This is a genomic window from Pseudoxanthomonas mexicana (assembly GCF_010093385.1).
Classification (GTDB): Bacteria; Pseudomonadota; Gammaproteobacteria; order Xanthomonadales; family Xanthomonadaceae; genus Pseudoxanthomonas_A; species Pseudoxanthomonas_A mexicana.
In genome coordinates this window covers 1-20,655 of record NZ_PDWV01000060.1, presented here as the reverse complement: position 1 = coordinate 20,655, position 20,655 = coordinate 1, and the positions used below count along the sequence as shown (strand labels likewise).

General features: G+C 68.7%; 22 protein-coding genes. All 22 read left to right on the top strand.

Annotated elements, in window-relative coordinates:
- A partial coding sequence (locus CSC76_RS16465) for a flagellin (protein ID WP_162111054.1) occupies nt 1–1,110 on the top strand: 1,110 nt, incomplete at its 5' end.
- Nucleotides 1,111–1,191: 81 nt separating this feature from the next.
- The gene (locus CSC76_RS16460) at nt 1,192–2,340 is read left to right on the top strand and encodes a flagellin (RefSeq protein WP_162111053.1); all 1,149 of its coding nucleotides are present in this window, start codon (nt 1,192–1,194) and stop codon (nt 2,338–2,340) included.
- Nucleotides 2,341–2,422: 82 nt separating this feature from the next.
- The gene (locus tag CSC76_RS16455) at nt 2,423–3,628 is read left to right on the top strand and encodes a flagellin (protein ID WP_162111052.1); all 1,206 of its coding nucleotides are present in this window, start codon (nt 2,423–2,425) and stop codon (nt 3,626–3,628) included.
- A gap of 443 nt (nt 3,629–4,071) precedes the next feature.
- Entirely contained in the window at nt 4,072–5,436 is a 1,365-nt protein-coding gene (fliD, locus tag CSC76_RS16450; RefSeq protein WP_162111051.1) for a flagellar filament capping protein FliD, read from the top strand.
- A gap of 52 nt (nt 5,437–5,488) precedes the next feature.
- A complete protein-coding gene (fliS, locus tag CSC76_RS16445; protein WP_162111050.1) occupies nt 5,489–5,905 on the top strand; it encodes a flagellar export chaperone FliS in 417 nt (138 codons plus the stop codon).
- Complete coding sequence (locus CSC76_RS16440; RefSeq protein ID WP_162111049.1) at nt 5,902–6,207, top strand: hypothetical protein; 306 nt, start codon at nt 5,902–5,904, stop codon at nt 6,205–6,207. Before fliS ends, CSC76_RS16440 begins: the two co-directional genes overlap by 4 nt.
- A gap of 3 nt (nt 6,208–6,210) precedes the next feature.
- A complete protein-coding gene (locus tag CSC76_RS16435; RefSeq protein WP_162111048.1) occupies nt 6,211–6,801 on the top strand; it encodes a PilZ domain-containing protein in 591 nt (196 codons plus the stop codon).
- A gap of 209 nt (nt 6,802–7,010) precedes the next feature.
- Nucleotides 7,011–7,643, top strand: coding sequence for a response regulator (locus CSC76_RS16430; protein ID WP_162111047.1), 633 nt, complete (start codon nt 7,011–7,013; stop codon nt 7,641–7,643).
- 237 nt (nt 7,644–7,880) lie between these two features.
- Nucleotides 7,881–9,305, top strand: coding sequence for an RNA polymerase factor sigma-54 (rpoN, locus tag CSC76_RS16425; protein WP_162111046.1), 1,425 nt, complete (start codon nt 7,881–7,883; stop codon nt 9,303–9,305).
- Nucleotides 9,306–9,320: 15 nt separating this feature from the next.
- Nucleotides 9,321–9,701, top strand: a complete 381-nt coding sequence (locus CSC76_RS16420) for a response regulator (protein WP_162111045.1) — start codon at nt 9,321–9,323, stop codon at nt 9,699–9,701.
- Complete coding sequence (locus tag CSC76_RS16415; protein WP_162111044.1) at nt 9,694–11,172, top strand: sigma-54 dependent transcriptional regulator; 1,479 nt, start codon at nt 9,694–9,696, stop codon at nt 11,170–11,172. Before CSC76_RS16420 ends, CSC76_RS16415 begins: the two co-directional genes overlap by 8 nt.
- Before the next feature lie 77 nt (nt 11,173–11,249).
- A complete protein-coding gene (gene fliE / locus CSC76_RS16410; RefSeq protein WP_162111043.1) occupies nt 11,250–11,603 on the top strand; it encodes a flagellar hook-basal body complex protein FliE in 354 nt (117 codons plus the stop codon).
- A gap of 44 nt (nt 11,604–11,647) precedes the next feature.
- Nucleotides 11,648–13,318 (top strand): flagellar basal-body MS-ring/collar protein FliF, encoded by a 1,671-nt coding sequence (fliF, locus tag CSC76_RS16405; protein WP_162111042.1) that lies wholly within the window; start codon nt 11,648–11,650, stop codon nt 13,316–13,318.
- Nucleotides 13,311–14,321 (top strand): flagellar motor switch protein FliG, encoded by a 1,011-nt coding sequence (fliG, locus tag CSC76_RS16400; RefSeq protein WP_274382104.1) that lies wholly within the window; start codon nt 13,311–13,313, stop codon nt 14,319–14,321. Before fliF ends, fliG begins: the two co-directional genes overlap by 8 nt.
- Nucleotides 14,322–14,335: 14 nt before the next feature.
- Nucleotides 14,336–14,935, top strand: coding sequence for a FliH/SctL family protein (locus CSC76_RS16395; RefSeq protein WP_425500886.1), 600 nt, complete (start codon nt 14,336–14,338; stop codon nt 14,933–14,935).
- Entirely contained in the window at nt 14,932–16,329 is a 1,398-nt protein-coding gene (gene fliI / locus CSC76_RS16390; RefSeq protein WP_162111040.1) for a flagellar protein export ATPase FliI, read from the top strand. Before CSC76_RS16395 ends, fliI begins: the two co-directional genes overlap by 4 nt.
- Nucleotides 16,330–16,344: 15 nt before the next feature.
- The gene (gene fliJ / locus CSC76_RS16385) at nt 16,345–16,797 is read left to right on the top strand and encodes a flagellar export protein FliJ (protein WP_162111039.1); all 453 of its coding nucleotides are present in this window, start codon (nt 16,345–16,347) and stop codon (nt 16,795–16,797) included.
- Nucleotides 16,797–18,032, top strand: coding sequence for a flagellar hook-length control protein FliK (locus CSC76_RS16380; protein WP_202923556.1), 1,236 nt, complete (start codon nt 16,797–16,799; stop codon nt 18,030–18,032). The genes fliJ and CSC76_RS16380 overlap by 1 nt, the downstream gene beginning before the upstream one ends.
- 207 nt (nt 18,033–18,239) lie before the next feature.
- Nucleotides 18,240–18,797, top strand: coding sequence for a flagellar basal body-associated FliL family protein (locus tag CSC76_RS16375; RefSeq protein ID WP_185897005.1), 558 nt, complete (start codon nt 18,240–18,242; stop codon nt 18,795–18,797).
- 15 nt (nt 18,798–18,812) lie between these two features.
- Nucleotides 18,813–19,853 (top strand): flagellar motor switch protein FliM, encoded by a 1,041-nt coding sequence (gene fliM / locus CSC76_RS16370; RefSeq protein ID WP_162111037.1) that lies wholly within the window; start codon nt 18,813–18,815, stop codon nt 19,851–19,853.
- A gap of 50 nt (nt 19,854–19,903) precedes the next feature.
- On the top strand, nt 19,904–20,182 hold the full coding sequence (gene fliN, locus CSC76_RS16365; RefSeq protein WP_379605514.1) for a flagellar motor switch protein FliN: 279 nt from the start codon (nt 19,904–19,906) through the stop codon (nt 20,180–20,182).
- 8 nt (nt 20,183–20,190) lie between these two features.
- The gene (fliO, locus tag CSC76_RS16360; protein ID WP_162111036.1) at nt 20,191–20,583 is read left to right on the top strand and encodes a flagellar biosynthetic protein FliO; all 393 of its coding nucleotides are present in this window, start codon (nt 20,191–20,193) and stop codon (nt 20,581–20,583) included.
- Nucleotides 20,584–20,655: the final 72 nt, after the last annotated feature.

Genomic DNA, 20,655 nt, shown 5'->3' with positions numbered 1-20,655 from the left:
GGTCTGCGCATCAACAGCGCCAAGGACGACGCCGCCGGTCTGGCCATCTCCGAACGCTTCAGCACCCAGATCCGCGGCCTGGACGTGGCCGTGCGCAACGCCAACGACGGCATCTCGCTGGCCCAGGTCGCCGAAGGCTCGCTGACCGAAATCGGCAACAACCTGCAGCGCATCCGCGAACTGGCCGTGCAGTCCTCCAACGCCAGCAACTCCGCGTCCGATCGCGCCGCACTGAACGCCGAAGTCAAGCAGCTGACCTCGGAAATCGACCGCGTCGCCAAGCAGGCCGACTTCAACGGCACCAAGCTGCTGGACGGCACGTTCACCAGCCAGCTGTTCCAGGTGGGCGCCAACGCCGGCCAGGCCATCGCCATCGACAAGGTGGTCGACGCCCGTGCCCAGACCCTGGGCGGCGTGACGTTCGCCAATACCTACGCGGGCACGGCACTGGGTACCGACGCGGCCGCCGCCGATACCACCTATTCGCAGCTGCAGATCTCGGTCACCCCGACCGGTGGCAGCGCGACCACCGTCGACATCGGCGCCTTCGACGTGAAGGCCGGACAGTCGATCACGCAGGCCGCGGCCGCCGCCATCAACAACAAGCTGGGCGAAACCGGCGTGTACGCCGAGGTCAAGGCCGGCGTCATCAACCTGACCTCGGTCAAGGGCGGGCAGGAGTTCGCCCTGGCGTTCGGCGGCCCGGTCGTCGCCGGCGCCACGGTGTCCACCGCCGCCAACCTCGGCCTGACCGAGACCAGCACCAACGGCGGCGACCTGGCCACCACGAACAGCTTCGTCCAGGGCCTGGACATCACCACCTTCGCCGGCGCCCAGCGCGCCCTGGAAGTGGTGGACAAGGCACTGACCTCGGTCAACGGTGCGCGCGCCGACCTGGGCGCGATCCAGAACCGCTTCACCTCGGTGGTCGCCAACCTGCAGACCAGCTCGGAAAACCTGGCCGCGTCCCGTAGCCGCATCCGCGACACGGACTTCGCCAAGGAAACCGCCGAACTGACCCGCACCCAGATCCTGCAGCAGGCCGGTACGGCCATGCTGGCCCAGGCCAACCAGGCGCCGCAGGGCGTATTGAGCTTGTTGCAAGGCTGAACCTAGCGTCCCCGGCGGCACGGCGGGGAATCGTTGGACAACATCATCCCCCGTGCAGAAAACGCCTAAGGAGTCGAACTCATGGCACAGGTCATCAACACCAACACCATCTCGCTGAATGCCCAGCGCAATCTGGGCACCAGCGGCGCCTCGCTGGCGACCACGATCCAGCGGCTGTCCTCCGGTCTGCGCATCAACAGCGCCAAGGACGACGCCGCCGGTCTGGCCATCTCCGAGCGCTTCTCCACCCAGATCCGCGGCCTGGACGTGGCCGTGCGCAACGCCAACGACGGCATCTCGCTGGCCCAGGTCGCCGAAGGCTCGCTGACCGAAATCGGCAACAACCTGCAGCGCATCCGTGAGCTGTCGGTGCAGTCGGCCAACGCGACGAATTCCTCGTCCGACCGCGCGGCACTGAATGCCGAAGTCAAGCAGCTGACCTCGGAAATCGACCGCGTCGCCAAGCAGGCCGACTTCAACGGCACCAAGCTGCTGGATGGCACGTTCTCCAGCCAGCTGTTCCAGGTGGGTGCCAATGCCGGCCAGGCCATCGCCGTCGACAAGGTGGTCGATGCGCGTTCGCAGTCGCTCGGCAACGTGAAGTTCGCCGCCGACGTTACCGGCACGGCCATCGCCGACGCCGCCGCCGACGGCAGCATCGCCGGCCTGACGATCAACTCGGTGGCCATCGATACCGTCGCCTACACCAACGGCACCAGCGGCGACGATATCGCCAAGACGCTGGCGACGGCGATCAACGCCAAGATGGGCGAGACCGGCGTGTACGCCTCGGTCACGGCCGACCAGGTGACGCTGAACTCGGTAAAGGCCGGGAAGGACCTGGTGGTCGGCGGCACGGTGACGGGCTCCGGCCTGACGGCTGCGACCACCACGGCGGCCGCCACGGCCACCGCGTCGTTCGCCAAGGACCTGGACATCACCACGTTCGAAGGCGCGCAGAAGGCCCTGGAAATCGTCGACGCCGCGCTGACCTCGGTCAACTCGGCCCGCGCCGACCTGGGTGCGGTGCAGAACCGCTTCACCTCGGTGGTTGCCAACCTCCAGACCAGCTCGGAAAACCTGGCCGCCTCGCGCAGCCGCATCCGCGATACGGACTTCGCCAAGGAAACCGCCGAACTGACCCGCACCCAGATCCTGCAGCAGGCCGGTACGGCCATGCTGGCCCAGGCCAACCAGGTGCCGCAGAACGTGCTGAGCCTGCTCCGCTGACGCGGCGCCAGGCACCGGGGCGGACGTCTCTCCCGCCCGTCCCGGTCAGGCACTCCTTCCTCGCCCCAATCAGGACTTTCCCATGGCACAGGTCATCAACACCAACACCATCTCGCTGAATGCCCAGCGCAACCTGGGCACCAGCGGCGCCTCGCTGGCCACCACGATCCAGCGCCTTTCGTCCGGTCTGCGCATCAACAGCGCCAAGGACGACGCCGCCGGTCTGGCCATCTCCGAACGCTTCAGCACCCAGATCCGCGGCCTGGACGTGGCCGTGCGCAACGCCAACGACGGCATCTCGCTGGCCCAGGTCGCCGAAGGCTCGCTGACCGAAATCGGCAACAACCTGCAGCGCATCCGCGAGCTGTCGGTGCAGTCGGCCAACGCGACGAATTCTTCGTCCGACCGCGCGGCGCTGAACGCCGAAGTCAAGCAGCTGACGGCCGAAATCGATCGCGTCGCCAAGCAGGCCGACTTCAACGGCACCAAACTGCTGGACGGCTCGTTCTCCAGCCAGCTGTTCCAGGTGGGCGCCAATGCCGGCCAGGCCATCGCCGTCGACAAGGTCGTCGATGCCAAGGCCAATGCGCTGGGCGGCGCGATGTTCGCCACCGCCACCTTCACCACCGCCACGCCCGCCGACGGCGTGACCGCCTTGAAGATCGAAGGCCTGCAACTGACCAACGCCGACGGCGCCACCGTCACCATCGACACCGTCGATGTCGCGGCGCAGGGCACGGCCGTGGCCACCCGCGACGCCGCCGCCAAGGCGCTGGTCACTGCCATCAATGCCAAGATCGGTGAAAGCGGCGTGTATGCCGAAGTCGGTGCGGCCGGTGCGGTCAACCTGACATCGGTAAAGGACAGCGTGGGCAGCAACGGCGCCTTCAAGGGCATCGCCATCGAAACCGGTACCTGGACTGGCGGCACCGCCCCGGCCGACGTCCCCGCCAGCACGGTCGCCACGGCCAAGCAGTACGCCTCCAACCTGGACATCTCCACCTTCAAGGGCGCGCAGCAGGCGCTGGAGATCGTCGACAAGGCGCTGACCGCGGTCAACTCGGCCCGCGCCGCCCTGGGTGCGGTGCAGAACCGCTTCACCTCGGTGGTCGCCAACCTGCAGCCCAGCTCGGAAAACCTGGCCGCTTCGCGCAGCCGCACCCGCGACACGGACTTCGCCAAGGAAACCGCCGAACTGACCCGCACCCAGATCCTGCAGCAAGCCGGTACGGCCATGCTGGCCCAGGCCAACCAGGTGCCGCAGAACGTGCTGTCCCTGCTGCGCTGATACGCAGCACGCCTCACCCGCAGTTCCTCCTAGTTACCTGTCGTCACGGACGGATTCGTCTCCCTCCGTTTGGCAGTACCCCAGCCCCCGCCGGCAACGGCGGGGGTCTTTTTTTGGCAGGAGTGAGTGGAGAGGAGTGAGGAGTGAGGAGCAAGGAGTGAGTGGAAGCGAACGCTGCTGAGCCGGCTGGACGCTTTTGCTCACTTCTCACTCCTCTCCGCTCATTCCTCGCTCCACTGGCACAAACCCTGCATCACCCCGAAAGCCTGCATTTCTCACCAGCACGCCGGTCCCACGGCGGCGGTGGGAGACGGAGAAATGCGGGCTAAAGAACGGTTCCCGCGGGCCGTTATTGGTACTGCACGGGCGGGTCCCATTCGTGACCGGATGGCGACCCGCCCGGCCTCCCTTTTTGCGGAAAGGGTCAGACAGGAGACAGGGCAATGGCAGACTATTCATTGGGTTATGGCGGCGTCGGCTCCGGCATGGACATCACCGGCATGGTCGAGCAGCTGGTCGCCGCCGATCGCAAGCCCGCCGACAACCGGCTCAACCGCATCGAGAGCCAGGCCAAGTTCAAGCTGTCCGCCATCGGCACCGTCAGCTCGGCCTTCAGTACGCTGGACACCGCGCTCAAGGCCCTGAAGTCCGCCACGGCCTTCGACGTACGCACGGTCAAGTCGGCCACCGATACCGTCGCGGCCGCCACCGTCTCCAGCGGCACGCCCAACGGCACCTACAACGTGGAAGTGGTCGATCTGGCCACTGCCAACAAATGGATCACCAACGCGCCGGTCGCCGCCGCGCAGACCTTCGGCGCCGGTCAATTGACGCTGACCGTCGGCGGCGAGTCGCTGGCCATCGATATCGCCGAGGGCGCCACCCTGCAGGACGTGCGCAGCGCCATCAACGATGCCGCGCGCAGCAAGGGCGTGCAGGCCAGCGTTCTCACCTCCAACGATGGGCAGTATCTGTCGGTGTCCTCGGACAAGACCGGTGCGGCCAACGGCATCACCCTCGCCTTCACCTCCGGCAGCGGTGACCTGCAATCGCTTGTCGGCAGCCTGCAGGAGCGCGTTCCGGCGGCGGACGCCGTGGTCAGGATCGACGGCCTGACCGTCACCGCCAGCGGCAATAAGATCACCGAGGCCGTCCCCGGGCTGACCCTGGACCTGAAGGCCAAGGGCACCAGCACCGTCACCGTATCCACCGACACCGCCGCCGCCCGCAAGCTGATCCAGGACGTCGTCAACGCTTACAACACCGCCATCGGCGCCATCAATGCGTCGACGAAATACAACGCGGAGACCAACGAGCCCTCCGCCCTTACCGGCGACGCGCAGATGCGCAGCGCCTCCGGGCAACTGCGCAGCATGATGGGCAACCTGCTCGGCGACCTCGCCGCACAGGGGCTGGACGCCAAGACGCTGGGCCTGCAGACCAAGGGCTACCCGTCCTCCGACGGCACGCTGGTGTTCGACAGCAGCAAATTCACCGCGGCCCTGGCCGCCGACCCGCAGAAGATCAGCACCGCCTTCACCGGCGAAACCGGGTTCGCCGGCAGGCTGCAGAAGGCCGTGGGCAGCTACATCGGCACCGATGGCGCCTTCACCCTGCGCAGCAACGGACTGAACGCGCAGATCAAGGACGTCACGGCACAGCGCACCGCACTGGACGCGCGCATGGAAGCCGTCGGGAACCGGTACAAGGCCCAGTTCGTCGCCATGGACGCGCTGGTCGGCCAGATGAGCAGCACCAGCAACTACCTCGCCCAGCAACTGGCTTCTCTGTCCAACCAGACCGGATAAGCAATGTGGTCGTGCGGCGCACGTCTGCGCCACCGCCCCAGGAGATCACGTAATGTCACTTCAGTCGTATGCCGCGCAGTACCGCAATACCGGCCTCAGCAGCGCGGTGATGGAAGCGGATCCGCACCGTCTGGTGGCCCTGCTGCTGTCCGGTGCCTGCGAACGCCTGCGCCTGGCGGAAGCCTGCGTGGTCCGCGGCGACCTGGCGCGCAAGGGCAAGGCGATCGGCGAGGTCAGCGCGATCATCGGGCACCTCAACGGCTCGCTGGATCACGAAGCGGGCGGCGACATCGCCGGCAGCCTGTCGGCCCTGTACGACTACGTGCAGACCCGGCTGATCGAGGCCAACCTGCACAACGATGCATCCGCCCTGCGCGAATCGCTGGACCTGCTGGGCGAAATCGAATCGGCGTGGAACGCCATCCCGCCCGAGCAACGCCACGTACCGGCGATGGCCGCCGCACGATGAGCGCCGCGCCGGCCCTCGACGACCTGTTCGCCCAGCTGGACGCCATGCGGCATGCCCTGCACGCGGGCGATCTGGAGGATGTCGAGCGCCTGCTCAACCACCACGATCACGACGTGCGCGCCTTCCTGCACGCGGACGACGGCCGGGCCGCCGGCTGCGACGACCTGGCATCGCTGCTGCGCGCGCAACTGGAATTGCAGAAGACCATGCAGGATGCGCGCGAGCAGGCCCGCATCCGCATGCATGCCAGCCAGCGCGCAGACCGCGCGGCGCGCGCCTACCTGTCCGTCGTGGAGGGATGAGCCATGGCCACACCGATCGTGCTGGTGGAACACCCGGCCGAGCATGTCCTGTTCGATGGTGCGCTCACCTGTGACGTGGTGCTGCCGGCGCACTTCGACACCGGCGCGCGCGTGGTGATGCAGGCGACCTCCGAAGCGCTGCTCAAGGGCTTGGCCATCGCCGAAGACGTGCGTGGCGACGATCCCGATGAACGCAAGGAAGCCACCCCCACCCAGCAGCGCATCGAGGCCAAGCTCGACCTGGTGCTGTCGTTGCTGGGACGCCTGGCGCGCCGCCACGAAGGCGCACCAGCGCCCACGGCGCTGCGCTGGTCGCACCGCGGAATGAGGCTTGATGCGACATCGCCGGTGGCATGCACCGAGGGCGCGCCAGGCATCGTCGTCGTGCAGCCGGCCGCCTGGCTCAGCGACCAGATCGAATTGCCCGTGATGGTGCTGGCGCAGGTGCAGGGGTCGCACGGCCTGCATCATCTTTGGCTGCAATTCGGTGCGCTGAACGCTGGCCTGGCCGAAGCGATGGACCGCCACCTGTTCCGACTGCACCGCCGCCAGATCGCCGAAGCCCGGCAGTCGCAACAGGCCGGCCGCGGATAGACGCATCTCGCCACCCTGCATGTCCGCCCTAATTCGCGCACCGACCGTCCTGCCACCGCGGCGACATCGTGGTTTTTCGGGCGCCCTGCCCAGCACAAGTGTGACTCAAGTCGGGCTTTCACATCTCCGTCGCCTTTGTGAATTGACGCGTCCCGTCCGCCCCGTTATCGTGAGACGACTCGTGACAACAGCGACCTCTGGCTTCTCCCGTGCGCGTACTCATCGTCGATGACCACACCCTGGTCCGCGCCGGCATCGGCCGGCTGCTCCAGGCGTTGCCCGACGTCGACGTGGTCGCGGAGGCGTGCAACGCCCAGCAAGCCCTGGACCTGGCGGCGATCCATCGTCCCGACCTGATCCTGCTGGATCTGTCCCTGCCCGACCGCAGTGGCCTGGACCTGCTGCCCCCGCTGCGCGAGTCGCTGCCGCAGACGCGCGTGGTGATCATGTCCATGCACAACGATCCCACCCAGGTGCGCGTGGCACTGGACCGGGGTTGCGCAGGCTTCGTCGTGAAGGAAGCCGCCCCGATGGAACTGGAGCTGGCCCTGCGTGCCGCCGCCGACGGACAGGTGTTCCTCAGTCCGCAGGTGTCTTCCAAGATGCTGGCCCCGATGCTCAACTCGCAGCGTCCCACCGGTGTTGCGGCGCTGGCGCCGCGCCAGCGGGAGATCCTGCGCCAGCTGGGCAGCGGCATGAGCAGCAAGGAAATCGCGGCGCAGCTCGGCATCAGCGTCAAGACGGTCGAAACCCATCGTGCACGGATGATGGAATCGCTGGGCTGCCGCCGTGCGAACGATCTGCTGCTGCTGGCCGCGCGCCACCAGAACGAACTGGCCTGAGCCTTGCAGCAACGGCGTGGATGACCCCGCCGGCGACGGATTCCCGTTGCCTCGCCGCCCTTTCGGTCCCCTTCCATCGACGACAACCCGACGCTGTAGGGGAAATCCTGACAGCCCGTGGGGCGTGCCCGCATCACGACCAGAAACGCCCTGATTTTTTTTCCGTCACCCGCCCCGCAAAGTGTCAACACGATGTGAAGCCGACCACGGCATGCCATCGAATCGGGGACAACGGGAATGAAGACGGGACTTTCCACCCAGCTCGGGCAGCAACTCCACCTGACGCCGCAACTGCTGCAGTCGCTCCGGCTGCTGCAGCTGGATGGCCTGCAGCTGGAAATGGAAGTGCAGCGCGCGCTGGACCTCAATCCACTGCTTGAGGTGGAAGAAGCGCAGGACGCCGAACAGAACGGCGAGATCGAGGTGCTGCCCGCGCAGGATGCCGCCGCCACCGAAGTCGCCGCCTTCGACGAACTGCCCGAGTCCAACCTGTGGGACGTGCCGGGCACCAGCTGGCAGGACGGCGACGACGACCGCATGCAGCGCGTGGCCGCCGGCGAATCCAGCGACCCGCACGTGCGCGTGCTCGACCGCCTGGCGCTGGAACTGGATGAGCGCGCGCTGGACGTGGTCGCGTTCTGGCTGGAGAACACCAACGACGCCGGCTATCTGGAGCAGGCGCCCGAGACCCTGGCGCTGCTGGCGTCGGCCCGCTTCGACCTGAGCACCGGCGCCGTGCTCGCGTTGCGCGATCGCCTGCTGCGTGGCGAGTTCCCCGGCCTCACCGCCGCCGACGTGCGCGAGTGCCTGCTGGTGCAGCTGGACTGCCTGCACGGCCGCGTGCCGGGGCGTCATGTCGCCCGCCGCATCGTCACCGACGGCCTGGCGTTGCTGGCCGCGCACGAATACGACGCCCTCGCCCGCCTGCTCGACCTGGACAGCGAGCAGGTGATGGAAGGCGTGCGCCTGGTGCTGTCGCTGGATGCGCGCCCCGGCGCGTCGCTGGCCCCGGCGCCGACGGGCTACATCGTGCCCGACGTGGTGGCGTGGCATGCCGACTGCGCCTGGCGCGTGGCGCTGAATCCGGCTACCACGCCGCGGGTGCGGGTGAACGCCCTGCAGGAGCACGCGCTGGAGCAGGCCGGCCCGTCCGAGGGCGCCGGCAAGCTGCGCGAACTGCTGCAGGAAGCGCGCTGGCTGACCCGTGGCCTCTCGATCCGTTACGACACCCTGCTGCGTACGGCGCGTGCCATCGTCGAGCGCCAGGCCGGCTTCCTCGCCCAGGGCGATGAAGCGATGGCGCCACTGACGCTGAAGGAAATCGCCGATGCCATCGGCATGCACGAATCCCCCGTCTCGCGCATCACCACCGGCAAGTACATGCAGACTCCGCGCGGCACGTTCGAGCTGAAGCATTTCTTCGCCGTGCGCCTGGAAGGCGCCAACGTGTCCGGCCCCGCCGTGCGCGCGATGGTGCGCCGCCTGATCGATTCCGAGCCGGCCGGCAAGCCGCTGGCCGACGAGGCCATCGCCGGCCTGCTGGCCCGGCAGGGCATCCACATCGCCCGCAGAACTGTGGCGAAGTACCGGGAACAGCTCGATATCGCTCCCGCCCGGGAACGCCGACGCGCTACCGTATCGGTCTTGGCCAAGGCCGGATAACGGAGCACGAACGCAATGAGCAAGATCACCGTACTGCTGGTGGACGACCACGAAGGCTTCATCAACGCCGCCCTGCGCCATCTGCGCAAGGTGGAGTGGCTGGAGATCGTGGGCCGCGCCAGCAATGGCCTGGAAGCCATCGAGCGCTCCGAGACCCTGCGTCCGGACGTGGTGCTGATGGACCTGGCCATGCCGGAGATGGGCGGCCTGCAGGCCACCCGCCTGATCAAGACCCAGGACGCTCCGCCGTTCATCGTGATCGCCAGCCATTTCGACGACGCCGAGCACCGCGAACACGCGATGCGCGCCGGCGCCGACGATTTCGTCAGCAAGCTGTCCTACATCCAGGAAGTCTTGCCCATCCTCGAGAAGTTCAAAGACCGCCGCCATGAGTGAATCCCGCATCCTCGTCATCGACGCCGACGCCCCGCGTGCCGAACGCCTGGCCGGCCTGCTCGAATTCATGGACCTGACACCCCGCTGGGTCGCCAGCGCCGGTGACGTGGATGTCCGCCGCCAGCGTCCGCACGACTGGCTGGCGGTGGTCGTCGGCACGGTGGACGACCAGAAGGCCGCCGACGCCTTCTTCGCCTGGCTGGGCAAGGCCCAGCTGCCCCCTCCGGTGCTGCTGCTGGAAGGCGACACGGCGGCCTTCGCCGCTGCGCACGGCCTGCACGAAGCCGGCGTATGGACGCTGGAAAGCCCGATCCGCCATGCCCAGCTGGAAGCCTGCCTGCGCCGCGCCAGCCTCAAGCGCCTGGATACCGAACACCAGGCCCAGCAGGTCACGACTAGCGGCCCCACCGGCAACAGCCCCGCAGTCACCCGCCTGCGCCGCATGATCGAGCAGGTCGCCAGCTTCGACACCACCGTGCTGGTGCTGGGCGAATCCGGCACCGGCAAGGAAGTGGTGGCGCGCGCCATCCACGACCAGTCGCCGCGCCGCGACGGACCGTTCGTGGCAATCAACTGCGGCGCCATCCCGCCCGACCTGCTGGAAAGCGAACTGTTCGGCCACGAGAAAGGCGCCTTCACCGGCGCGCTGAGCGCGCGCAAGGGCCGCTTCGAGATGGCCGAAGGCGGCACCCTGCTGCTGGACGAGATCGGCGACATGAGCCTGCCGATGCAGGTCAAGCTGCTGCGCGTGCTGCAGGAGCGCAGCTTCGAGCGCGTCGGCGGCAACCAGACCATCCGCTGCAATGTGCGCGTGATCGCCGCCACCCACCGCAACCTGGAAGCGCGCATCGCCGATGGCCACTTCCGCGAGGACCTGTTCTACCGCCTCAACGTGTTCCCCATCGAGATGCCCGCGCTGCGCGAGCGCGCCGACGACCTGCCCGACCTGGTGATGACCATCGCCGCGCAGCTGTCCCGCACCGGCCGCGGCGAAGTGCGCTTCGCCAACGAGACGCTGCAGGCCCTGCGCCTGTATGCCTGGCCGGGCAACGTGCGCGAGCTGACCAACCTGGTGGAACGCCTGGCGGTGCTGCATCCGGGCGGACTGGTGCGCGTGGCCGACCTGCCCAAGCGCTACCAGCCCGAGCACCTGGACGCCGTGGCCACGGAAGCCGCCGCCGTGCCCGCGCAGCCCGCCGCTGCCGCACCGTCCATGGCGACCGCCGTCACCCCGACCACGATCGCCGCCGCGCCCGCGGTCCCGGCCGACCGCCCGCCGGAAGCGGGCATCGACCTGCGCGAACACATCGCCCAGATCGAGCTCAACCTGATCCGCGATGCGCTGGACCGCGCCGGCGGCGTGGTCGCGCACGCGGCCCAGCTGCTGGGCCTGCGCCGCACCACGCTGGTCGAAAAGCTGCGCAAGTACGGCGTGGAGCGCGAAGACGTGGCCCTGGCGACGGAAAACTGACTGGCGGCGGGGCGCGGTTCCGGCACGGGTCTTGCAACTGATCACGCAAGACATTCCGACGACCGAAGCATCCGCCCATGTCCGACGTCACCTCCATCCTCTCGCAGATCCGCAGCTACCAGCACCAGATGGGGACGCGCGCGCTGGAGCCCAATCCGGGCGCCTTCGCCCCCAACCGGGTCGGTCTGGAGCAGCCGGGCGTCAAGGCGCCCAGCTTCGGCGAGACGCTGCAGAACGCGCTGGAAGGCGTCAACGGTGCGCAGAAGACCGCCGGCGCACGGGCCCAGGCGTCCGAGCTGGGCGATCCGCGCGCGGCCCTGGCGCGGGTGATGGTGGCGGCGCAGCAGTCGCAGGTCGCCTTCCGCGCCACCGTCGAAGTGCGCAACCGCCTGGTGCAGGCCTACCAGGACGTCATGAACATGCCGCTGTGATGCGGTCCCGCTGATCCGACCCCCTACCGAACCGATCCGTCGCCATGGCCCTCACGCTGTCCAAGGAAGCCCTGAAGGAATCGCTGACCGCCGACAAGGCCGGTGCGGCGCTGACCAAGATCCAGGATGCGCGCGTGTTCAAGCAGATGGGCACGCTGCTGATGATCGCCGGCGCGGTTGCGCTGGGCCTGTTCGTGTTCTTCTGGTCGCAGAAGCCGGCCTACCCCCCGCTTTACACCGGCCTGGACGCAAAGGCCACCGCCGAAGCCACCGACATGCTGCGCGCGGCACAGATCCCGTTCCAGCTGGACCAGGCCACCGGCGCGATCTCCGTGCCGGAAGCGAACCTGCACGACGCTCGCCTGAAGCTGGCGGGCGCCGGCCTGGCCGAGAGCGGCCGCCTGGGCTTCGAGATGATGGAGCGCGATCCCGGCTTCGGCGTCAGCCAGTTCGTCGAGAACGCGCGCTACCAGCACGCACTGGAAACCGAGCTGGTGCGCACCATCACCACCCTGCGCCCGGTGCGCGATGCGCGCGTGCACCTGGCCATTCCCAAGCCCAGCGCCTTCACCCGCCAGCGCGAAGTCGCCAGCGCGTCGGTCGTGCTCGACCTGCGCTCCGGCGCCATGCTGGAACGCAACCAGGTGGACGCCATCGTGCACCTGGTGTCGTCGTCCATCCCCGATCTGGCGCCGGAACGCGTCACCGTGGTCGACCAGAGCGGCCGCATGCTCACCATCAGCGATCCGAACAGCGAGGCCGCGCTCAATGCCGCCCAGTTCGAGCGCGTGCGCAAGCTGGAGACCTCCTTCAACGACCGCATCCGCGAACTGCTGGAACCATTGACCGGTCCCGGCCGCGTGAATGCCGAAGTCGCCGTGGACATGGATTTCTCGGTCACCGAGGAAGCCCGCGAGACCTTCGCCAACGATCCGGCCAAGATCCGCAGCGAACAGGTCAGCCAGAACACCGTCGCCGGCAACGGCCCCGAGGGCGTGCCCGGCGCCACCAGCAACACCCCGCCCGGCCCGAACGCCGCGGCCGCGCCCAACCCCGCCGCCCCGGTGGAGACCAGCAGCAGCGCCACCCGCAACTTCGAGATGGATCGCACGCTGCAGCACACCCGGCAGCCGGCCGGGCGCGTGCGTCGCGTCACCGCCGCCGTGCTGGTCGACCACGTGCCGCGCACGGGCGAGAACGGCAAGGTCGTGATGACCGCGCTGGATGCCGCCACCCTGGCGCGCATCGAAGCACTGGTGAAGGAAGCCGTGGGCTTCGACGCCGCGCGCGGCGACTCGGTGTCGGTGATGAACGCCCCGTTCGTGCGCGAGACCGACAAGCCGGAGGACGTCCCCTTCTGGGAAAGCCCGTGGCTGCACAACCCGCTGCTGCGCGACATCGCGCGTTACGGCCTGGGTGCGCTTGTGGTGATCGCGCTGCTGTTCGGCGTTCTGCGCCCGGCGATGCGCCAGATCATCCATCCGACCGGAAGGCCGAAGGCGCAGGCCGACGAGGACGACGTGGACATCAGCGTGGTCGACGCCGATGGCGATGAGGGCGTGGTCGCCACGCTGTCGCACGAGCATGCGCCACCGCTGCGCGCCCTGCCCTCCGATGCGTACGAAGACCGGCTACGCCAGGCGCGCGAGGCGGTGAAGGCCGATTCCAAGCAGGTGGCCCAGGTCGTCAAGGATTGGGTGGCCAGTGATGAGTAACGCGAACGACAACGCACTGACCGGCGTCCAGCGCGCTGCCGTGCTGCTGCTCTCGCTGGGTGAGGAGGACGCCGCCGAAGTCCTCAAGCACATGAACGCCAAGGAGGTGCAGAAGCTCGGCATCGCCATGGCCACCATCTCCGGCGTGAGCCGCGAGCAGGTCATGCAGGTCATCTCCACCTTCGGCGAGGCGCTGGACAAGCAGACCTCGCTGGGCATGGGTGCCGACGACTACGGGCGCAAGGAGCTGGTGCAGGCCCTGGGCGAAGACAAGGCCGGCAGCCTGATCGACCGCATCCTGCTGGGACGCAACACCACCGGCCTGGACACGCTGAAGTGGATGGATCCGCGCGCCATCGCCGACCTGGTCCGCAACGAGCACCCGCAGATCATCGCCATCGTGCTGGCCCCCCTGGACAGCGACCAGGCCGCGGAAACGCTGAAGCTGCTGGCCGAGCGCACGCGCACCGACGTGCTGCTGCGCATTGCCACGCTGGACGGCATTCCGCCCAATGCGCTGAACGAACTCAACGAGATCATGGAACGCCAGTTCGCCGGCAACCAGAACCTGAAAGCCTCCAGCATCGGCGGCGTGAAGGTGGCGGCCAACATCCTCAACTTCATGGACTCCGGCCAGGACCAGGTGATCCTGGGCAGCATCACCCAGGTCGACGCCGACCTGGGCGCGCGCATCCAGGACCTGATGTTCGTGTTCGACAACCTCGCCGATCTGGGCGACCGCGAACTGCAGGCGCTGCTGCGCGAAGTGCCGAACGACCGCCTGGGCCTGGCCCTGCGCGGTGCCGACGCGAAGGTGAAGGAAAAGATCACCCGCAACATGTCCCAGCGCGCGGCGCAGATCCTGCTGGAAGACATGGAAGCGCGCGGCCCGGTGCGCCTGTCCGATGTTGAAGGCGCGCAGAAGGAAATCCTGGCTATCGTCCGCCGCCTGGCTGACCAGGGCGTCATCTCGCTGATGGCCAGCGCCGAGGAAATGGTATGACCGCGGCCTCCCCGATGCGCTGGATGCCCGCGCCGCTGGACGTGGTGGTGTCGGCGACGGCGCCCGAGGAGCAGGTGCCACCGCCGGTGCCGCCGACCCTGGAAGAGATCCAGGCCATCCAGGACGCCGCCTACCGCGAAGGCCTGGAACGCGGGCTCGCCGAAGGCCATGCCGAGGGCTTCGCCCAGGGGCAGGCGGAGGTCCGTCGTCTCGCCGCACAGATGGAAGGCATCCTGGACAACTTCTCGCGGCCCCTGGACCGTCTGGAGAACGAAGTCATCGCCGCACTGTCCGAACTCGCCGTGCGTATCGCCGGTGCCCTGGTCGGCCGTGCCTACCAGACCGACCCGGTCCTGCTGCAGGAACTGGCCACCACCGCGCTGGACGCCGTCGGCGGCGCGCAGCGCGAAGTCGAGCTGCGCCTGCATCCGGACGACATCGCCGCGCTGACCCCCGTGCTGGCCATGACCGCGCACACCCGCCTGACCGCCGACACCAGCCTCACCCGCGGCGACCTGCGCGTGCATGCCGAGAGCGTGCGCATCGACGGCACCCTGGAAGCGCGCCGGCGTGGCGCGCTGGAAACCGTGCTCAACCGGAGCGCGCGCGCATGAGCGCCCAACCCCTGGAGTGGCTGACCGCACGCGACCTGCGCCTGGCCACGCGGCTGTCGCAGATCAATCCCGAACTGGGCGGCCGCGGCCTGATCCGCGAAGGCATCCTCCGGCGCGCCGTCGGCCTGACCCTGGAAGCCATCGGCTGCGAAGCACCCATGGGCGCCACCTGCAAGGTGGAAGTCGTCGATGGCGGTTGGGTCGATGCCGAAGTCGTCGGCTTCTCCGGCGAACGCACCTATCTGATGCCCAGCGCCGAACTGCACGGCCTGCTGCCGAACGCGCGCGTGGTGCCGTCGCGTCGCCGTGGCGGCGTGGAAGTCGGCGAAGGCCTGCTGGGGCGCGTGATCGACAGCGACGGCGTGCCGCTCGATGGCCGCGGCCCGATCCGCGCCGAGGGCAGCGTCAGCCTGGCGGGCATGGCGATCAACCCGCTCTCGCGCGAGCCCATCACCCAGCCGCTGGATGTCGGCGTGCGCGCGATCAACGCCCTGCTTCCCATCGGCCGCGGCCAGCGCGTGGGCCTGTTCGCCGGTTCGGGCGTGGGCAAGTCGACACTGCTGGGCATGATGACCCGCTACACCGCCGCCGACGTGATCGTCGTCGGCCTGATCGGCGAACGCGGCCGCGAAGTGCGCGATTTCGTCGAGACCACGCTGGGCCCGTCCGGCCTGGCGCGCGCGGTCGTCGTGGCCAGCCCGGCCGACCGTCCGCCGCTGGCGCGCCTGCAGGGTGCGTACCGCGCCACCGCCATTGCCGAATGGTTCCGCGACCAGGGCCTGAACGTGCTGCTGCTGATGGATTCGCTGACCCGCTTCGCCCAGGCGCAGCGCGAGATCGGCCTGTCGGTCGGCGAACCGCCGACGACACGCGGTTATCCGCCTTCCGTGTTCGCGCGCCTGCCGGCGCTGGTCGAGCGCGCGGGCAATGGCGCCAAGGGGCGCGGTTCCATCACCGCCTTCTACACCGTGCTGACCGAAGGCGACGATCCGCAGGACCCCATCGCCGACGCCGCCCGCGCCATCCTGGACGGCCACATCCTGCTCTCGCGCCGCGTGGCCGACAGCGGCCTGTACCCGGCCATCGACGTGGAATCCTCGGTCAGCCGCGTGGTCACCGAGATCGCCGACGAAACCTGGCGCGACCGCATCCGCAAGCTCAAGCGCCTGCTGTCCGCCTATACCAGCAACCGCGACCTGATCGCCATCGGCGCCTACCAGCGCGGCAACGATCCGACCGTGGATGAGGCGCTGGAACGCTGGCCGGAGATCGTCGAATTTCTCGGCCAGGACGTGGCGCGCGCCGCCGACCTGCCGAGCAGTCGCGCCGCCCTCGAAGCCCTGATCCAACGCAACGCCGCCGCCGGCATCCCCGTGCCGCCCGGCCTGCCGTAACGCAAGGAACCCGCCATGATCCAGTCCCGCCGAATCGACCCCCTGCTGCGCCGCGCGCAGGAGCACGAAGATTCCGTCGCCCGCGACCTGGCCGAGCGCCAGCGCACGCTGGCGCAGCACGAATCCAGGCTGGAAGAGCTGCGCCAGTACGCCGAGGACTACGCCAACAGCCAGATGGCGGCCACCAGCCCGGCACAGCTGGCGAACCGCCGCGCCTTCCTCGAGCGCATCGACCAGGCCCTCAAGCAGCAGTTGCAGAACGTCGACCGCAGCCGCGCCAGCGTCGACATCGAACGCGACCGCCTGCTGCTGGCCAGCCGCGACAAGCAGGTGCTGGAACAACTAGCCGCCAGTTATCGCGTGCAGGAGCGGCAGATCGTGGACCGGCGCGACCAGCGCGAGATGGACGACCTGGGCGCGCGGCGCGCGCGCCTGGCCGCTGCCGCACGGGAAAGCGAGGACGCCTGATGCCGTCGCCGACCTCCGCCCTGTCGTTCGCCACCCCGGCGTCCGCGCCTGCGACGACGCCGGCCAACGCCACGATGTCCAACGACGATGGCTCGGCGACGAAGAAGCCTGCGTTCGACGACATGGTCCGTCGTCCCGCCAGACGCGACGACGCAGCGCGCGCGCAGACCTCGCGCGCCGGCGAAGCGAAGGACCGTGCCGCGCCGCGTCCGGACAGGACCGCCGGCAGACCGGACGAGGCTGCACCCGCGTCCGCCGAGAAGGACACCGCCGAGGATGCGCCCGCCGCATCCTCGGTGCCGCCGATCCTGATGGAGCTGCCGCCGCTCCAGGCGCCAACGCCTTTGGCGGCGGCGGCCGTGGTGGTGGCCGAACCAATCGGCAATCCGCTGCTCGCGGGCGCCCAGCTCATGCCCAGCGCACCCGCCCACGCCGAGGGCCTGCCGACGGGTGGCGCTACGACGATGCCCGCTGCGCTGACGGCCGCTTCTCTGCCAGACGTGGCGGTCGGCATCCCGCCCGACACCTCGGCTGACAGCACAACGCCCGTGCCTGCCGGCACGTCGACAACGTCGCAACCGCCCACGTCTGCCGCGACCGACGCCAAGGCACCGCTGCAGAACCTGCTGTCGTTCGCCGCGCATCTGGCCACGGGCCAGGTGGCGGCGGCCGTGCCTGATGCGATCCACCTGGGTCGCGACCTGGTCGATGCCTTCCGCAGCGAGGAAGGCGATGCCTCCACGCCGGTCGGCAATCTGCTGGCCGGCGTCGGTGCCTCGAACGCACCGCTTGGCTTGTCGCGCACTGAAACCGTCAACGCGATGGAAGCTCCCAGTGCCGACCTCCATGGCGGCCACTTCGACGAAGACGTCGGCGATGCCGTGCGCTGGATGGCCGACCAGAAGATCGGCCACGCGCACATCAAGGTGACCCCGAACGACCTCGGCACGGTGGAGATCCGCCTGCGCCTGGAGGGCGACCGCGTGCACGCCGACTTCAGCAGCGCCCAGGCCGAGGTCCGCCAGGCGCTGGAAAACAGCCTGCCCCGTCTGCGCGACATGCTGGGCCAGCACGGCTTCCAGCTCGCCCATGCCGATGTCGGCCAGCAGCACACGCCGCCGTCGCAGGGGGCCGCCTCGTCTCATGGTGAAAACCCTGCCGACGCCGAAGCCGCCGCCGAGACGCCCCGCACCGTCCGTATGACCGCACGCGGGCTGGTGGACGCCTACGCCTGACCGACCTGCCTCTCCTGTAGGAGCGACGCAAGTCGCCACCGCACGTCATGGCGGTCCTGGAAGATCGTTCATACAGGGATGGCCGCATGGTCCGGCGCTCATGGCACCGAGTTTCCGCGGTCGTGACTCACGTCGTTCCTACAGAAAGCACGTCCGTCAAAACCCCGTCGGCCTTTCCCACGAACCCCGGCACGCCGCTTGCATCCCCTGGACCGACCCCTCAGGAGATCCCGCGCCGTGGCAGCCGCCGACAAGACCGCAAGCAAATCCAAGGCCGACAAGGGCGACAAGCCCAAGGGCGGCAAGTCGCTGCTGACCATCGGCCTGGTGGCCGTGATCGCGGCCGGCGCCGCCGGCGGTGGTGCTTGGTACTTCGCCAGCCATGCCGGCAAGGACGTGAAGCCCGATGCACCGAAGGCCAAGAGCCCCGGCGAGGTGCCTGCCCCGGCGCAGTACTTCGCGCTGGAGCCGCCTTTCGTGGTGAACCTGGTCGGCGAGACCGGCGGCGCCCGCTACCTGCAGGTGGAAGTGCAGCTGATGACCCGCGACCCGGAATCGCTGAAGGCCATCGAACTGCATGCGCCGGCGATCCGCGCGCGCCTGCTGATGCTGTTCGCCCAGCAGGACGCCGCCAGTCTGATGTCGCGCGAAGGCAAGGAGCGCCTGCAGAACGCCGCCCTGGGCGAAGTGAAGGCCCTGCTGGTGGCCGAGACCGGCAAGCCGTCCGCCGAGTCGCTGCTGTTCACCAGCTTCGTGATGCAGTGACGGACGCCCGCCGCCATGATGACCAGTGACCTGCTGTCGCAAGACGAGATCGACGCCCTGCTCAACGGCGTCGATTCCGGCGCGATCGAGACCGAGGAACCGCCGCACGACCCCACGGTCGCGCGCACCTACGATTTCGCCAGCCAGGACCGCATCGTGCGCGGCCGGCTGCCCACGCTGGAGATGATCAACGAGCGCTTCGTGCGGACCTGGCGGATCGGCCTGTTCAACCTGTTGCGCCGCTCGGCCGAACTGTCGGTGCGCGGCATCGAGACCATCAAGTTCAGCGAATACCTGCACTCGCTGTACGTGCCCACCAACCTCAACCTGATCAAGTTCAAGCCGCTGCGCGGCGTGGGCCTGATCGTGTTCGAACCCAAGCTGGTGTTCACCATGGTGGACAACTTCTTCGGCGGCGACGGCCGCTATCCGGCCAAGATCGAAGGGCGCGAGTTCACCGCCACCGAAATGCGGGTGATCCAGTTGCTGCTCAAGCAGACCTTCGCCGACCTCATCGACGCCTGGGCGCCGGTGATGCCGGTGGATTTCGAGTACATCACCAGCGAGGTAAATCCGCACTTCGCCAACATCGTCAGCCCGCGTGAATACGTGGTCGTCAGCCGCTTCCACGTGGAGCTGGACGGCGGCGGCGGCGACCTGCACGTCACCCTGCCCTATTCCATGCTGGAGCCGATCCGCGAACTGCTGGATGCCGGCATCCAGTCCGACCGCGTGCACGACGACGACAGCTTCCGCGTCACCCTGCACGAACAGCTGCGCGGCGCCGAGGTCACCGTCTCCAGCGTGCTGGCGCACAAGCAGATCAGCCTGCGCCAGCTCACCGGCCTGAAGGTCGGCGACATCCTGCCGATCGACCTGCCGAAGGTGGTGCCGGTCTGCGTCGAACAGGTGCCGGTGTTCACCGGCGAGTTCGGCATCTCCAACGGTCTGAACGCCGTGAAGATCACCGCCAAGCATCCTCCCGGCGGCCACCACGCCGCCGCCGCGCCACGCCACGCCCTGACTCCCGTCGCCTTCCAGGACGCCACGCCATGATCCCCGAAACCGAAGACACCCTTGCCACCCTCGACGAGCCGTCGACCGACATGCACGCCGCCGAACCCGACATGAGCCTGGACGTCATCCTCGACGTGCCGGTGACGCTGTCGCTGGAAGTGGGCCGCACCCGCATGCCCATCCGCAACCTGCTGCAGCTCAACCAGGGCTCGGTGGTGGAACTGGAGCGCGGCGCCGGCGAACCGCTGGACGTGTTCGTCAACGGCACGCTGATCGCGCATGGCGAAGTCGTCGTGGTCAACGACCGTTTCGGCGTGCGGCTGACCGACGTGGTCAGCCCCAGCGAACGCATCCGGCGCCTGCGCTGAGCCCGACCATGCACGCCTTCGCCTTCCTCGCCGCCGCAGCCGCGCCCGCACAGAAGATCGGCCAGCACGCACCCTCCACGCCCGGCATCGGCGGCGCGCTGTTCGGCCTGCTGCTGGTGCTGGGCCTGATCCTGGGCCTGGCCTGGCTGCTCAAGCGCATGCCCGGCGCCGGCCTGGGCATCCGCCCCAGCGAACAGCTGCGGGTGGTGTCGATGCTGTCGGTCGGCGCGAAGGAGCGCGTGATGGTGATCGAGGTCGGCAAGGAACAGCTGCTCATCGGCGTGACCGCGGGCGGCATCACCGCGCTGCACACACTGCCCGAACCGCTGGTCGTCGCACCCGCGCCGGCCCTGCCCAACTTCGCCGAACTGCTGGCCAAGCGCCTGCGCAAAGAGTCCTGAGATGCGTCGCCTGATCCTTTCCCTGCTCTGCCTGCTGTGGCTATCGGCGCCGATGCTGGCGCTGGCGCAGAC

What these genes read in the sequence shown, in the direction of transcription:
- CSC76_RS16460 (WP_162111053.1), top strand. Translation starts at nt 1,192, where the DNA reads ATGGCACAGGTCATCAACACCAACACCATCTCGCTGAATGCCCAGCGC.
- CSC76_RS16455 (WP_162111052.1), top strand. Translation starts at nt 2,423, where the DNA reads ATGGCACAGGTCATCAACACCAACACCATCTCGCTGAATGCCCAGCGC.
- fliD (WP_162111051.1), top strand. Translation starts at nt 4,072, where the DNA reads ATGGCAGACTATTCATTGGGTTATGGCGGCGTCGGCTCCGGCATGGAC.
- fliS (WP_162111050.1), top strand. Translation starts at nt 5,489, where the DNA reads ATGTCACTTCAGTCGTATGCCGCGCAGTACCGCAATACCGGCCTCAGC.
- CSC76_RS16440 (WP_162111049.1), top strand. Translation starts at nt 5,902, where the DNA reads ATGAGCGCCGCGCCGGCCCTCGACGACCTGTTCGCCCAGCTGGACGCC.
- CSC76_RS16435 (WP_162111048.1), top strand. Translation starts at nt 6,211, where the DNA reads ATGGCCACACCGATCGTGCTGGTGGAACACCCGGCCGAGCATGTCCTG.
- rpoN (WP_162111046.1), top strand. Translation starts at nt 7,881, where the DNA reads ATGAAGACGGGACTTTCCACCCAGCTCGGGCAGCAACTCCACCTGACG.
- CSC76_RS16420 (WP_162111045.1), top strand. Translation starts at nt 9,321, where the DNA reads ATGAGCAAGATCACCGTACTGCTGGTGGACGACCACGAAGGCTTCATC.
- CSC76_RS16415 (WP_162111044.1), top strand. Translation starts at nt 9,694, where the DNA reads ATGAGTGAATCCCGCATCCTCGTCATCGACGCCGACGCCCCGCGTGCC.
- fliE (WP_162111043.1), top strand. Translation starts at nt 11,250, where the DNA reads ATGTCCGACGTCACCTCCATCCTCTCGCAGATCCGCAGCTACCAGCAC.
- fliF (WP_162111042.1), top strand. Translation starts at nt 11,648, where the DNA reads ATGGCCCTCACGCTGTCCAAGGAAGCCCTGAAGGAATCGCTGACCGCC.
- fliG (WP_274382104.1), top strand. Translation starts at nt 13,311, where the DNA reads ATGAGTAACGCGAACGACAACGCACTGACCGGCGTCCAGCGCGCTGCC.
- CSC76_RS16395 (WP_425500886.1), top strand. Translation starts at nt 14,336, where the DNA reads ATGCGCTGGATGCCCGCGCCGCTGGACGTGGTGGTGTCGGCGACGGCG.
- fliI (WP_162111040.1), top strand. Translation starts at nt 14,932, where the DNA reads ATGAGCGCCCAACCCCTGGAGTGGCTGACCGCACGCGACCTGCGCCTG.
- fliJ (WP_162111039.1), top strand. Translation starts at nt 16,345, where the DNA reads ATGATCCAGTCCCGCCGAATCGACCCCCTGCTGCGCCGCGCGCAGGAG.
- CSC76_RS16380 (WP_202923556.1), top strand. Translation starts at nt 16,797, where the DNA reads ATGCCGTCGCCGACCTCCGCCCTGTCGTTCGCCACCCCGGCGTCCGCG.
- fliM (WP_162111037.1), top strand. Translation starts at nt 18,813, where the DNA reads ATGATGACCAGTGACCTGCTGTCGCAAGACGAGATCGACGCCCTGCTC.
- fliN (WP_379605514.1), top strand. Translation starts at nt 19,904, where the DNA reads ATGCACGCCGCCGAACCCGACATGAGCCTGGACGTCATCCTCGACGTG.
- fliO (WP_162111036.1), top strand. Translation starts at nt 20,191, where the DNA reads ATGCACGCCTTCGCCTTCCTCGCCGCCGCAGCCGCGCCCGCACAGAAG.